The sequence below is a fragment of the Dysgonomonas gadei ATCC BAA-286 genome (assembly GCF_000213555.1).
Taxonomy (GTDB): domain Bacteria; phylum Bacteroidota; class Bacteroidia; order Bacteroidales; family Dysgonomonadaceae; genus Dysgonomonas; species Dysgonomonas gadei.
The window spans coordinates 264700-279114 of record NZ_GL891984.1 but is presented as its reverse complement, the minus strand read 5'-3'; the positions used below and the strand labels follow the sequence as shown (position 1 = coordinate 279114).

The following is a 14415-nucleotide window of genomic DNA, read 5'->3' as shown; positions in this document are numbered from 1 at the left end:
ATTGGAAGGAGAAGCACTTTCTCTTACATTTAACTATTATTTCAGATTCATTGTATAAAGTACTTTTTCCAGTTCTTTTATCTGGTATGTAAGTACTTTTTCATCCGGGTTTAGAATACCATAACTATGGTTGAATGTCTTGCCTTCGGTCAGAACCCATACAAGAAACTCCTTCACCGCCTTATTTCCGGGAGAATATGCAAACCCGATATTATCTACAGGGATTAAATCGACAGGCTCCGACTCCAATAACTCAATCACGTTGTCTATATTGACCGATTCCGTAAAATAATTGCGGTATTCTTTCTTTACATCCAACGGAAGAATGGTGATATTGTCTTTCAACCCCCGGGTATTAATATCGAATATATTGCCCAAAGCGTTGAATGTGACACCCGTTTTATCTTTCTGTATGGCATTTATGAGAAATGCATCATCACCCGAGATCTTTTTACCCTTCAGGCTTGAGGAAGTATATCCGAAATACGAAGCAAAGCTATGTGCTACTGATTCGTTGTTATTTCCGGAATATACAGTTACATCATAATCCGGTTTTGACGAATTTGTGTCTTCGCTAAGTATATCCTTTTCAAAGAATAGATCTTTAATTCTTTTATCATTTAACTTTTTCTTAGAAAACTCAGCGAGTAACGGATTGTCCTTACCAATGACAGGCAAGATCGCATATCGACCGAAGAACAGGATTTGTTCGCCAATCTGCAATCCGTTTTTACTATTGTCTGACACCACTACTTTTAAGGCAATATTTTCTGCCTTTACACTATTATCAGCCAGCTTGATCTGTGCCTGAGGATTCACTTTAGTATATTCATTTATCCATTTTTCAATCAGGGGAGATGCAAAGCGTGAGCTTTTGATATATATGGTTTCGTTTACATTATTTTGAGCAAATATTGGAGAGGAAATAAGAAGAGTGACCAATATTGATTTGAAAAGCTTCATTGTTTTCATATTTATTGTATATTATTGTTTTATATGCTTTTATATCAGAATATATAAAATTCCAGACCTTAATCTAGGTTATATTATTATTGGGTTACCTATGGGGAAATAGGAAGATTTTATTTTTTGAGAATAAAGAAAAAGCGAAAGATATAGCGGAAGCTATAATAAGGAATTAGAAGCAACACATCGACATTCGCATGCCGGAGATTGTAGAAGGTGTAAGATAAGTGGAAGCAGAAGTGATATTCAGAAGGCCATGTATCCCGGAAGGATCATATCGCCGTTCTTTCTGTCGTTTAGTAAATCTTTTCATTTTGCTATTTTTTAGAAATTTAAAATCTTTTTGTTATTTGATTTTCATGAAACAAAATTATGATTCGCTAGCATTATATAAAATACCATGATCATGGTATTTTTATACCATGCATTAGGTATATGTTATAAAATAGAAAATGAAAAGATCATATTTTTTATGTTATATGAATTATATATTGAGAAAATTAGTATAATTATGTTGCTACTCTAAAAATAATTAATAGCCATTAATTATTATATAATTCATAGATATTCGTATTCCGGTTCAACAATGCCATATGAAATAATTTCTTCATAGCCGCTTGGTATGGAATTTACAATCACTCCATCTTTACGACATAAAGTGAAGTTCTCACCATCGGGATCAACAACTTGAAATATTATACTAAAGCCGCTTTCATACCGGGCTGAATACCAGTGATCTTTTGTAAAATGTTTTGGGGTCATTATGCTATAAACTTACAATACGCAAAAATAAGACTATTGTAATTGTTTATCAAATTGTAGCTAATAGAGTTATGAACATTTGAGATAAAACAATATAACTTATTAATAATCAAACAACATTATTCATTAATAAATCTGAAGAATACCTAGACTAGAAATTCAGGCAATTCCTTCAGAAAAGGCCTAAACGAATATTAGGAGGTAAATAAAACAAACTGTCAGTTACCTCCTAATACCCTTTATATACTATTATTTCTTATCAAAATAACCCGAAACTCTCTCCGGACTCAGCATTTGCCAAAGAGATGCAACAGTCCAGCCGGGAGCAAAAATGTCATTATAGAAACCTTTGCCATTTTTCCCGTAATCCCAATGAGTGTGCTGTACTACTTCTGGATAGTACCCAACCTTACCTATATCGAACATATGTCCCTCCACAGGCATCAATTGAAGCATCGAGCTTTTTATTACAGACGAAAACTCAGAGAATCGAGGCTCTTTTCTTTCCACTGCCAGCCAATCGAGAATAGTGGCAAATTCGAAGATAAATACATCAATATGATTATTTTCAACCGATACATTACCCCAGCCTCTCGACTTAAAGCCTACATCACCCAGCATTTGTCCCTGGGCAAACGGTACGTCCCACATATAATACCACGAAAGACAGAAGTAAGCCGACTCCTTACACAGGTCGATATAGTGTTCGCGTTCTTTCCCCTGGGTTACAAAAGATAGGTAATACATAGCTGTAGACGCATAAAGCGAGGCTTCTTTATCTTCGCAGTTAGCATCGAGTGTGGATGAAAAATAATCCGATTTGGATATTAACTCTTTTTCGAGATAAACAGCAGTTTTTCGTGCACTTTCCAGATAGTTTTTATCCTTAAAATAGCTATAAGCCATAGTCAGTGGCAGTGTTGCCGATGGAGTACTGCCCCCCGATGCATCTGTAATATTAAAATTATCATTGAACTTGCGCGGAAAACTCCCGTCTGTTCCTTGCAGTTTAAGGAAATTCCCCAGTATATTTTTAATCCGGCTCTCCCACTCCGGATGCGAGCGTCCTTTTTTCTTCTCGTATTGAAGATAGTTCAGGATGGAGAATACCCCTTCCGACTGGCGGCGAATACTGTAAACATTAGGCTCGGCATTATGAGAATAGTCAACAAACTCGCGGAAGAAGCCGTTGGTAGTAAAACCGTTTGTCAAATAACTATCAAGTACTGCATTGGCCTTCCGGACTAAATCGGGGCGATTATTTTGTTCTCCATATTCCAATGCATTGAATGCATTAATCAGAACACGTCCCACAAATCCGACTTCGGCTGATCCTGTGCTTTTACAATCATCAGTACGTAGATGTACACCGGAAAAATATTTCAGGTCATACTTATCCACGAAACTTTCTGTAAAGAAATTGGTCATTACCTTTTTAGCCGACTCCGCATTATAACCCGTCTCAACGGTCTGAGGCTTAAATCTGTCGTATGAATACGTCCATACATCAGAGACGAAAGCAGAATAGTCTTTTACATTTCCTTTTCTTACCTCCCATACAAGATCGCGTGTTTCACCTTTTTCTAATTTTTCGAAAGCCTGTACAGGTGGGATCAATGTGAGTTTGCGGACATATGCTTTTGGAGCTTCGTGGTAAGGAAAGCCAAATACCAAAGTCGAATTCTCGTCAATATTCCGGAAACCAGTATAACCAATTGAAGTTTTCCCTGACAAGATGACCTCACCCGAAGCATGTTGAGCAATAGTCTCGTCCGCAAACTCATCGATCCTTAATATAGTATAGTAATCGCCTGATTTTTCATTATATATTCCTGTAAGAGGTGTGCTCAGCCGGTCCTCTCTTACCTGCCAGCTATCGCTCGTATGGAAAGACGGAGCTTCCTTAGGGGAACGCATATTGCGGTGATACCAGAATCCCGGCATATAGAACTGGCAATCGCTATGTTTCATTTCAGGGAGCAGATATGCCTGGCTAAAATTGTAATAAGCCTTTTCTTTTGCTTTAATACTAACTGTGATACGGACTATATCGCCATCTGATGTTAGCTTTCTGCTTATCTGCAAAGGCAAATCCGACTCTGACTCCAAATTACCATCTTTATCGGCTGTCAGCTTGTATGTTACTGATTTATTGCCGGGAACCTTTATCGAAATATTACTTGATAGCTGTTTGTCTATGGAGTTTGCATTTACGCAAAGAACAGATGCTATAACAGTAATAAACAATAATACTTTCTTCTTCATATTTTAGTAAAATTTATTTGTAATGTGAATCTGGAGTTAAAGCAGTTAGCAGTTTTCAGCTAATAATAAAACCTCGTTTAGTTGTAACTTTTTCAAAAAAGTAACAAAAGTAACAGTTATCTCAGCTTTCAACCCACTGGCGCGAACTTCTAGTCAGTGCTTTGCTCAATAGAACTAAAAACCTTACTACGCACCACACAGGTTGAAAGCCTGCGCCAGCTTGAGTATGTAAATGTAACAGTTATTTCAGTTAGCAATTAGCAATTATTGGTCAACAGCTAGCAGTTATTAGTCAACAACGAAATTTCATAACCTTATTACCGCCTGTTTTGGACCGTCAAGTAAAAAAGGTAACAAAAGTAACACGGAAAGCAATTAATAATTAACTTGCCATACAGAGCAGAGCGAAATATCCCGTCAGTGAATAGTCGTCAGTTAACAACTTGTATCTCGTACCTCGTCTACTTGTACCTCTTTACTTATTACTTAAAACTTACTACTTGTTAAAAAGTAACAAAGGTAACACCTTTTGCATGTTGTCTTCGTTGTTACCTTTTCATCCGACAACACGCTTGTTATCTGCCCTATATAGATAAAATCAGATAAAAAAGTTACAGCTATTCTCAACTATTGATTCACATTAAATACTTCTCAACTTTTAACTTCTTATTCCAGTTCTTTTATTTTTATGTTCTTAAAGAATACCTCATCACCATGATCCTGCAATAAGATATTGCCTTCGGTAAGATTTCCGAAATTCGGCCAGTTCTTATATTTGCTATAAGCAACAAGGGCATTAAACATTTGGTTATTACGCTCATATTCCACAACCTTCACCCCGTTTAACCAATGTTCGACTTTATTACCTTTAACAATTACTGTTGCAGTATTAAAATCATTTATATCAAACTTAAATGAAGCGCCTCTTTGCGATGGTATAAGGTCATACAAAGACCCCAGTGTTCTGTTACCTTTTACTCCTAATTTGGCATCCGGATGGTTTTCATCATCCAATATCTGGAATTCACAGCCAATAGCAGACCCTTCACCTTTATTCAGGTCAGAATCAACAAAATATTTTACGCCGCTGTTTGCCCCTTTGGTAATCTTGAAATCAACTTTCAGTATAAAATTCTTATATTTTCTTACAGTAACAATATCCCCACCGTTAGCAGCCTCAGCACCGCCACTCTTATGAACCCGGAGTACGCCGTCTTTTATACTCCATCCTTTTTGAGGAAAAGCATCGAGTTTAGCTCCTCTCCAGCCATCGGTGGTTTTTCCGTCCCATAGCAATTTCCATCCTTCGCGTATTTCTGTTTCGGTCAGTACATTCGGTTTTTCATTCTGAGCCAACAGGCTGATAGTAAATAAAGAGACTGATATCAGTAATAATAATTTTTTCATGTCTTTAATATTTTAAATAATAGATAGAATTTAATGATGTATTCGTATTATAATTAATTCTTGTTGTTTTGCTTACTTAACTAGGGCGAACGTTTCAAATTTTCATAGTGTGTTTCTGGCACTTGTAGGGGCGAATTATCATTCGCCCGCTGATCTTTTTATTTCGGGCGAATGATAATTCGCCCCTACAGCAACCCTAATAGAGGGTAAGTCTTTGATACGTTTGTCCTATACTTAAGTAATAAACAAGTCTGAAACCCTGATTATACTTTATAAAAGTCCTCCCAACCCTTACGAGGCGGCACTCCGGCCAGCATATCATTTGCGAACGCATTATTGGTTACAACTTTTGTATTCCGGTCAAATTTGATCGGAACATTCAGCCTCTGAGCCATCACCCCTAATGAGAATACCTGGCTAAGCGGACCGAATACTTCGAATGGTGAGCGAGTTTTCTCTTTACCCTGACAGGCCAAAAGGAAATTAGCAAAGTGGTTCGATGTACTCTCAGGTACTTCGGGTAATCTCGAAGCCATTTCTTTAGCCTTCTCTTCGGGTATGATAGATAATGTACTACCGTGCGATCCTCCTTTGAAAATCAAATCTTTCGAATAGATTATTTTTCCGGGATTCAATTTTCTTGCTTCCATTTTACCACCGGCTACTGTCGGTATATTAGGGTCTAATTCAGAGGTCCCATATCCATTCGGCAATTTTGGTTGATTATTCACGCCATCGTACCAGGTAATATCCAACGGCGGCATATCGCCACGCCGAGGGAAACGGAACTGTATGGTAGAAGACATCGGGAAGAAATAATCGTTATGTCCTTCCAGCATCACCGGATTGATTTCATAAGGTAATCCGAGGTCAAGAAATTCATGTACTGTATCTAAGATATGTGCACCCCAATCCCCTAAAGCTCCCATACCGAAATCGTACCAGCAACGCCAGTTCCCATAATGATACTTATCGCTGTAGTCGTGATAAGGGATGGCCATCAGCCATGTATTCCAGTCCATACCTTGCGGTATCGGCTGCCCTTCGGGTAATTTATAAATATTGGTATCCCAGCCATGCCATCTGCGGGGAGAATTCATATGAGCCACCACTTCTGTCACATCCTTTATGATACCGGCTTCTTTCCATGCCTTAAACTGAAAATAGTTTGCTTCGGAATGCCCCTGATTACCTACCTGCGTAACTACATTCGGATATTTCTTGGCGGCCTGCATCATCAATTCAGCTTCGTAGAAAGTACGTCCCATGGGTTTCTCTACATATACATGCTTCCCGTAGGCCATAGCCATCATACAAATAGGGAAATGAGAATGGTCCGGAGTACCTACCGATACAGCCTCTATTTCATTACCCATCTTGTCGAACATTTCCCGGAAATCTTTGAACCGTTTCGCTTTAGGAAACTTACCCATGATTTCCTGAGTATGTTTAGCCCCCATATCCACATCACACAGAGCGACAACATTTGCTAAACCTGTTTTCTCAAATTCCTTGATAATATCGCTGCCACGATATCCGATACCAACGCAGGCAAGGTTGATTTTCCCGTTCGCGCCATTCACCCGTTTCAGGCTCTCCTCGCTCAAAGCGCTCACAGAACCGATACTGCTTATAGCAAGTCCTGCGGTTGCAATTCCTGCCTTCTTTAGAAAATTTCTTCGTGTTACCATTTTTATCTTATTTTCTTACATTTTTCTGAATAATATTATCAGAAAGTATATATTGTTGCTTCAAAATGTTTCAAAATATCATGTCTTTCCCCGGATTATGCAGCAAAGTATATTTAACCTCGGAGGATACAGAGAGCCGGGGACTGGATACGAACAAAGCTGCTGCTCCTGCCAATACCGTCTTTTTTAAGAAATATCGCCTGTCTAAAGAAATATCTTCCATAAGATTTATTTTAAGCAGCAATAGACAGGCAATATTCTGATGCCTGCCTATTACTGTTAATAATTTTATATCAACAATTCATGCCGGTAGTTGAACATGATGTATCTAAACTACAGACCTCCAATTTAACTAAATCATTTTCTTTTTACATCATCACTTGCTAAGCCATATGCACACCACATAAGTGCGGCTTGTCCATGCATATCTCCGATCAGGCGTTTGCGATTGATATAATGGTTATAGTCATTTTTCGTACCGGTACCTTCACATACATTCCTCAGATTATAATCTTCATTCAGGTATGTAAGTAATGCAAGCCAGCCTTTACGCGCGGCGGCCCCATATGTTTTCTTATCCAGCCAGCCATTCTTTACTCCAACAATCATTGCGTATGTAAACATTGCCGTACCGGATGTTTCTCTCCACGAGTTAGGATCGTCGATAAGTTGTCCCCACATACCATCATATCCCTGATATCGCAGTAGGGTTTTCATCATCTTTTTATAGGCTTCTTTTATTTTCTCATTATGAGGATTATCCTTGGGAAGTATTCTTAACAGTTCGGCCATTCCCACAGCCATCCAGCCATTTCCCCGTCCCCAGAAGAAAGGAGCTTCCGGTGCATGATAAAACAATCCGTTTTCGCGTTGTATACGGTCAAGGTAAAGAGCCATCTCATTGGCCGACCTATCTATATATTTCTTATCTCCTGTAACCAGATACGCCTGATCCTGAACTGCTGTTATCATAAACATGTCATCGATCCAGAGACGGGTTTGCCAAGAGTAACCTTTATCATGCCATTCTTTTTCATAATCTTTAGGATTCTCCGGCAATATCCATTGACCGTCTGCATATTTCATCCCAAGATCGAGGTATTTTTGTTCTTTTTTCTTCTTATATATCTCTAGCGGTACAGCCCCAAATACATACCAGTCTACAACATTATGTGCAGTAGGACGCAGAGTGGGTAAAAAATCCTTTTCGGTGGTGAACAACGGATCGAATCTGTCGACCAGTTTGTTGTACAGATTCTCATCTTTTACAGATTGGGTAAACCATAAAGCACCCAGCCACGCGCACACATCAGGATAGGTAACAAACGTTACTTTATGTTCAGAGTTGATATTACCCCAGTGTGAATGCGGAGTCTGTAGATATCTTTCTGTAAGTTTTTTGCCGATAAATTCAGGTTCACATCCTTCAGGAAAATTTTTCAGATCATAACTCTGGGCAAATGATAATTGAGTAGAGAAAACAAATAATAATATAAATATTTTTTTATACATAAAGTTCTTTTTTGTTCATTAAATAAACTAACACTATTAACCGGCTAAATTGTAGTTTCACCGGTTAATAGCATTTAGGTACACAGACTCTAATTTACTCTGTTTTATATTCGTCTGCTACAGCATCCTCCCAGTTATCCCATACCGGGGTATTAGGATTATAGCCATCATAACCGTAATTTTGACCTAAGTCACCTTTGTTGTTCGCTCTGATCTCCTTGTTAGGAATCGGCCAATAAATATTCTTTTTATCCATCATATAGTTAATGGAGCCTTTGGTCGCATTAACGCTTATAGGACCTTTATTATACATACCTTTTTTGGTAACACGCTGATACCAGTAGCTTCCGCCGGCAGCATCCGTACCACTCTGTTTGTCGAAGGTATCCAGTTTATAAGTATTTCCCCATTCGTCAGGTTTACCGCTACGGGCTAGACACAACGATACACGGGTCAACTCTACATTACGCCATTCTTCCCAATACAATTCACGGGCACGCTCATCCATAATATCCCCGATGGTTACGGTAGAATAAAGTTCGGTACATTTCGCCCTCTTTCTCACTTCATTCACATCATCCTTTGCTGTGGCATCACCCAGGTAAAATTTCGCCTCTGCCCTTATCAGATATGCTTCTGCCAGACGATAAAGATACCAGTCGGCTATACCTCCATTTGTAGCACCCCTGTTTCCGTCAGAACCGCTTATATTAGCTTCATTGACAGGATCGTCCAGATAGAATTTGTAATGAGGAACATCGAACCAGCGACGGATAGTATCACTGCATAACAGCTTTCCTTTGTCATCGAAAAGTGTTACAGGATTTCCGAATTCTGAAGACGCCTTATTATTTACGCGGTAATCTTCCATCCGTATCCAGTTACCGGTGGCTGAACTGTGACGCAAGTCGGTGGCATCCATTTTCCCGTTTACTTCCCATACTTTATGAGTCTGGAAGTAAGACGGACGGAATGTAGCGATACCACGTCCGAATGCACGCATATAATCATACTTGGAATTGTAATCAGCGCTATTGCGTTTTATGTTCATCAGTGCCTGTTTGCTGTCTTTTGTCTGTACCTTTCCGTCAAAGACAAAAGGATATAAGATACGCATTGTTAACATCTTAACAAAAGATTCAGCTTCTGCCCCACGATTTGGCATCCCCATAATAACCTCTTTGTTTGCAGAAATAAGTTTATTTTCAGCACGGTGCATATCCCAGATTACATTACGTGTAATAGGCCAGGTAGCAGGTTCGCCGCCGTCGTTGAATGTTCCGAAATTTTCAGTCATTAGCGAGTAGCCCGATTGGTCGATCACTATATCCATCAGGTCTTTAGCTTTAGTATACTCGCCTAATGCCAGATAACATTTTGCCAGCAACATGCGGCAGGCTCCTTTATTTATCATACCTATCACGGACATATCTTTCTGGTCAGGCACCCATTGCACAGCAAATTCCAAATCTTTGACAAGCATTTGCAAAATGGCATCGCGTTTGGTCCTGCGGTAGTTTTGTTTAGGCACTTCTACCACTTTGGCTGTAAGCGGCACATCTCCATATTGAAAAACCAAAGCATAATAACGGAATGCACGATGGAAGTATGCTCTGCCTTTGAAGGCGTTTTTGGAGGCTTCATTCATTCCTTCAACTCCATCCACATATTGGATAATGGTATTGGCGTACATAACTCCTTTATAAGTTTCCTCATAGAAATACCACATGCTGTTTGTCCTGTCCAGATTGTTCTGGGTCGATTGATCGCTTGTCGGCGTTAGCATACTTGCTATATTGTCGAGCATTCCACTCTTGTCAGTGGCTGAGCCAACCATCAGGTCGGAGAAGATATATTCCGTCCCCAGCGTAAGCATCTCGTTATGGTCGGTCGAGTAATATCCTCTGAGATGACGGTCGCATATAGCCATTGCCGCCATCAGGCCCGATTCGGTAGTGAACGTAGCCCCTGGTTCGTAAATGGATAACGGATCAGGACTCAGAAAATCCTCCGAACATCCGCTAAATAAAATTGTGCCTCCCATCAGCAAGCTGAGGCATATATAGTTTATTTTCTTTATTATCTTTTTCATATCTGTTACTATTAGAGGTTAAAAGGTTAAATTCAATCCCAGCGTATAGACACGTGTAGCTAATCCACCATATTTCCCATTACCTGAATCGAAAGCCGGATCTACTTCAGGATCACCATATTCCCAGTCTTTTGCCCATGTGGCAACATTGCGAACAGAAGCATAAACTTTAACATTCTGTATATCGAATTTTGAAACCCATTTTTTTGGTAATGTATATCCTACAGAAATATTCTCAAGACGAATAAATGAACGATCGTATAATCTACCCGGACTGGCAGGCCCCCCTATCTTACTAGGTCCCTGGGCATTGATCCGTCCATACTTATCTGAAGGGTTATCGATACTCCAGTATTCTTTTTCCGGCACATTCTGCAAAGCATAAGTCATGCGTCCTCCATCGTCATCAAAGTTCAGATAGTAACCTGCCAGACTCTTATGTCCCATATAAGAATAGATATTAAACGAGAAAGTCAGGTCTTTCCACAATGTAAACTCATTACGCACAGACCAATGGATAGGAGGCGATGTTTGTCCAAGAAATTGTCTGTCCTTGTCGTTATACACAGGCGTAATAGAACCATCTGCATTTACGATATCATCAGCAGTGTAGCTGTTTTCTACTTTAGGGTCGCCCGGAACTTGTCCGTGTCTTGCAGCTTCTTCCACTTCATCTTTCTGCCATATTCCGGTAACACGATAGTTCCATATCTGGCTAACAGGTTTTCCGATAAACCAACCGTTTGTCAGGTCATCCATCTCTTTGCTACCCGTTACATTGCCATTGGCGTCCAGCACGTCTTCATACTGGTAATACAAATGCTTTATTTCGTTCTTGTTGTATGAAAACCCGAATCTGGTAGTCCATTTAAAATCCTTGGTATCGATATTCTGCGTATTTAATGAAATCTCAATTCCACGGTTATCCACCTGTCCCAAGTTGGTCGTAATATTATTAAATGCCGTAAAGGTCAGCAGGCTTTGTCTCATAATCATATCATGGGTTTTCATGTTATAATATTCGATAGTACCTGATATCCGGTCGTTGAGGAATCCAAAGTCAAGTCCAAAGTTCCACGATGCGGTTTTTTCCCACTGAAGATTAGGATTTGCCATCCGTTCCGCCATTAAGTAACGGTACAGGTTCAACTCTCCCTTCGAATCGATATAGCCATGCATTTTACCGGCTCCCGCATAAAGATTGGAGAGCGCCTGGTAAGGATCTGACAATCCTCTGTTTCCATTCTTTCCGTATGATACACGCAGCTTACCGTTATTCATTATATTGCCCCATTTGAAGAATTCTTCGTTTGTAAACGTCCATGCAGTTCCTGCGGAAGGGAAAGTCGCATATTTATTGGATGCACCGAATCCGGAATATCCGTCCCGGCGGATAGACCCGGTTATCATATAGCGGTCGTCGTAGGAATAAAATAAACGGGCTAACAATGCGTCTGCCGTTTGGTATGTATCATAAGATTCGAACGTACTGTTTTCTTTCGTGCCATTCTTGGTATTGTGGAATCCTAATGCATCTGATGGCTGGATATTACGGGCTTCGATGCGGTCCTTCCATGATTGCAGTATCTCGGCTTCCTGCACAAGTGTCAACATTGCGTGATGCTTTTGATTGAAAGTGTAATCCCAGGCAAGGGTATTGTTATGTGACCAATCGAAGCGCTTTGTCTGCTCGCGGTTTACTCCACGTGATGCAGGATCGGAACCCGGCAATTCGGCCGACATAAAATAACGGTCGTAGAAAAACTGGTAGCGTGGCGAAGCATTGAATGTATAAGTAACATTGTATGGCAGTGTTATTTTGGCATTGAGTATAGTATTCAATGTTGTATAACCTTTTTCCAGTTCCAGATATTGTTTCTGGAAATCATAGTTATAGCCTCGTTGGCTATAGCTTCCGTCGAGAGGATATTGTACCGGGTTGCCGTTCTCATCCGCATAATCGGCATAAGGGCTGTTGCGCATCTGATAATCCAAATCTATACCGACTTCACCATCCGAACGGTTCTGAAAGTTTACGTTGGCGCCTATCTGTAGCCATTTGGTGACATTAGCATCCAGTTTCATATTAGCGCGTATAGCTTCATATTCATCACTTTTTGCAGCTCCTTGATTTTTCAGATAGCCTAGCGAGAAATAATAATTTACATTTTCTCCGGCACCACTTATACTTGCATTATAGTCCTGATTGAATCCTGTGCGATAAGTCTTATCTGCCCAATCGACAGTCCTTCCCGCAAGAAGGTTATCGAGAGCATTCCCTTGAAATTCCAAACGCCTGGCCCAGACGCTCAGGTCTGAATCATCAGTTCCGTTAACAGTATAGCCACGCCATGTATCCTGAGATACGCCATAACGGTCAAGACCGTCTACCCTTGCAAAATATCCGGTCGGAAATTGCAGGCTGCCATCTGTTTTTCTTGCCTGATATGCTTCATAAGCGCCGGTTTCCGGATTCACGCCATAAGTTCTCTGTTCGAACCAATCCTGACGGTGTTGCAAATAGTCTTCCGGGCCGAACCTTTCACGATAGTTGCTCCGTTGTGTAAGCCCGATACTGGTAGTAACATTTATAACGGGTTTACCCTGCTTTCCTTTTTTAGTAGTAATGATAATAACACCACTTGCTGCTTTCGCCCCATAAACAGCGGCGGCTGAAGCATCCTTAAGAACGTCTATCTGGGCAATATCATCCGGATTAATTTCCGATAGTTCTCCATAAAACTGCATTCCGTCAAGAATGAGCAAAGGGTTATTATGACCACCGTCGGTATATACCGAACGCTGTCCGCGTATTTCCATGTTACCACCACCTTTAGCAGTTGCACTGTAACCCACCTGCAAACCGGGTGTACCTCTCAGGATATCCTGAACAGTTTTCGGATTTTCATTTGCGAGGTCGTCGGGACGGATTTGAATTACGGAACCAGTCAGATCTTTTTTCCTCATAGTACCATATCCTACGACTACAACTTCTTCAAGATTAAGAGCGCCTTCACTCATTACTATTTCATAATTGGATTTCTCGGTTATTTCCAGTTCCTGAGTAGTATATCCAATATAAGAAACGACAAGCGTGCCTTTCGATGGAACACTCAGCTTAAACTTACCATCCACATCCGTCATAGTCCCCAGAGTAGTGCCTTTTACCGCAACTGTGGCTCCAATTACAGGCTCTCGCTGGGTATCCAAGACCGTTCCTGTAATATTTTTATTACTTGTTTGCGCATTCAGGTGAATGCATAAAAACATGCTGTATAGAATCAGCATACAAAATCTAATTTTTGAAATCATACAATACAGATTTATGGTTTAACTATTTACAATTGATATATTTCATAGGTATAAATAATTGGGTTTCGTTAGGTATAATAGATTTATCTCTAATTATTAATCCTCAAATTATCAGTAAGATTAATCGAACGAATTCATTAATCCCCTGTCACTTCATTGTTTTTCCATAGGCATAAACTTTGGGGTTATCTAATTAATTTTTAAGTATATAAATAGATGATCTTCATCTTTATTTCAGGATGCTATGATTACCGGTAAACACAAAAACCTTCTTCCGCGAACAGATTCGTTCCACGGAAGAAGGTTTTCTTAAAACAGAAATAACTGGCCGGATTGTATTTACGACATCCAGACTGTTGTTTTTTCGCCCTTTTTTTAGTAAGATTATTCTCTCTCTCTCTCTCTCTC

Annotated in this window: 9 protein-coding genes and 1 pseudogene; all 10 read right to left on the bottom strand. The window is 39.9% G+C overall.

Annotation, left to right across the window (positions count from 1 at the left end; genetic code table 11):
* Positions 1–36 precede the first annotated feature (36 nt).
* Positions 37–972, bottom strand: coding sequence for a hypothetical protein (locus HMPREF9455_RS12445; RefSeq protein WP_006800061.1), 936 nt, complete (start codon positions 970–972; stop codon positions 37–39).
* A gap of 166 nt (positions 973–1138) precedes the next feature.
* Positions 1139–1279, bottom strand: a complete 141-nt coding sequence (locus tag HMPREF9455_RS21390) for a hypothetical protein (RefSeq protein WP_157256600.1) — start codon at positions 1277–1279, stop codon at positions 1139–1141.
* A 245-nt stretch (positions 1280–1524) separates the two neighbouring features.
* The gene (locus HMPREF9455_RS12440; RefSeq protein ID WP_006800059.1) at positions 1525–1728 is read right to left on the bottom strand and encodes a hypothetical protein; all 204 of its coding nucleotides are present in this window, start codon (positions 1726–1728) and stop codon (positions 1525–1527) included.
* 249 nt (positions 1729–1977) lie between these two features.
* Complete coding sequence (locus HMPREF9455_RS12435; protein ID WP_006800058.1) at positions 1978–3993, bottom strand: hypothetical protein; 2016 nt, start codon at positions 3991–3993, stop codon at positions 1978–1980.
* 666 nt (positions 3994–4659) lie between these two features.
* Positions 4660–5310: pseudogene (locus HMPREF9455_RS12430) on the bottom strand (3-keto-disaccharide hydrolase); the annotation flags it as partial.
* Positions 5311–5663: 353 nt separating this feature from the next.
* Positions 5664–7091, bottom strand: coding sequence for a Gfo/Idh/MocA family oxidoreductase (locus HMPREF9455_RS12425; RefSeq protein WP_006800056.1), 1428 nt, complete (start codon positions 7089–7091; stop codon positions 5664–5666).
* Between the two features lie 70 nt (positions 7092–7161).
* Positions 7162–7314, bottom strand: a complete 153-nt coding sequence (locus HMPREF9455_RS21385; protein WP_157256599.1) for a hypothetical protein — start codon at positions 7312–7314, stop codon at positions 7162–7164.
* Positions 7315–7448: 134 nt separating this feature from the next.
* Positions 7449–8603: a glycoside hydrolase family 88/105 protein gene (locus HMPREF9455_RS12415; RefSeq protein ID WP_006800054.1), complete on the bottom strand. Its 1155-nt coding sequence runs from the start codon at positions 8601–8603 to the stop codon at positions 7449–7451.
* A 94-nt stretch (positions 8604–8697) separates the two neighbouring features.
* The gene (locus HMPREF9455_RS12410; RefSeq protein ID WP_006800053.1) at positions 8698–10695 is read right to left on the bottom strand and encodes a RagB/SusD family nutrient uptake outer membrane protein; all 1998 of its coding nucleotides are present in this window, start codon (positions 10693–10695) and stop codon (positions 8698–8700) included.
* Positions 10696–10713: 18 nt separating this feature from the next.
* Complete coding sequence (locus HMPREF9455_RS12405) at positions 10714–13983, bottom strand: SusC/RagA family TonB-linked outer membrane protein (RefSeq protein WP_245532190.1); 3270 nt, start codon at positions 13981–13983, stop codon at positions 10714–10716.
* Positions 13984–14415: the final 432 nt, after the last annotated feature.